2 protein-coding genes are annotated in these 818 nt (G+C 58.3%); both read left to right on the forward strand.

What is annotated here, in order from left to right; all coding sequences use genetic code 11:
• Positions 1 to 518: branched-chain amino acid ABC transporter permease (locus ACR0E6_RS22025; protein WP_480587355.1), on the forward strand; the 518-nt coding region annotated here is incomplete at its 5' end.
• A 3-nt stretch (positions 519 to 521) separates the two neighbouring features.
• Positions 522 to 818, forward strand: a 297-nt coding sequence (locus ACR0E6_RS22030; protein ID WP_480587358.1) for a VOC family protein, incomplete at its 3' end; no start/stop codon positions are given.

Consider the following 818-nt stretch of genomic DNA (forward strand, 5'->3'; position numbering starts at 1 on the left):
ACTGGCTGGCCTTGGCGCTGGTGATCGCAACGATTGCGGGCATCTACTGGCTGCTCAGAACGAAGCGCGGGCTGGCATTGGCTGCGGTACGCGACAATGTCGAAGCAGCGAAATCCGTCGGCGTCGATGCGGTTCGGATGAAATGGCTGGTCTACTTGGTCTCAGCCGCAGGAACCGGGCTGACCGGTGCTTTGATCTATGTGCAGAAACTGCGCATCTCTCCGGATGCGGCGTTCTCGGTCACCGACTGGACGGCTTACGTGATTTTCATCGTCGTGATCGGAGGCATCGGCACCATCGAAGGCCCAATCCTGGGCGTGCTGATCTTCTTCATCCTGCAAAGCCTGCTGGCCGACTACGGCTCTTGGTACCTCATGGTGCTTGGTCTGATCGGGATCGCCGTCATGCTCTTCGCCCCGCGCGGTATCTGGGGGCTGATCTCTGAGAAAACCGGACTTCAAATATTCCCCGTGCGCCGTCGTCTTGTGATTGGCGCGCAGTCGAACAAGGAGGATTGATCCATGAAAACTCTCGCACTGACGGCCGCAGTCACAGCATTAGGAACGGGCGCACTTGCTGGCAGTTCCTTGCCGGGAATGACGGGCACAGACCACGTGGGATTTACAGTCCCGAGCGTTGATGAGGCTGTCACCTTCTTTCAGGACGTCATCGGTTGCAATGTGTTCTACCCATTGGGACCGTTCTCGGGCGGTGACAGCACTTGGATGGCGGACCATCTGAACGTGGACGCCAAGGCTGAGATCCCGACGATGCGGCTGGTACGCTGCGGCAATGGCGCCAATTTCGAAATCTTCGAA

The organism is Ruegeria sp. AP12, from assembly GCF_056540025.1.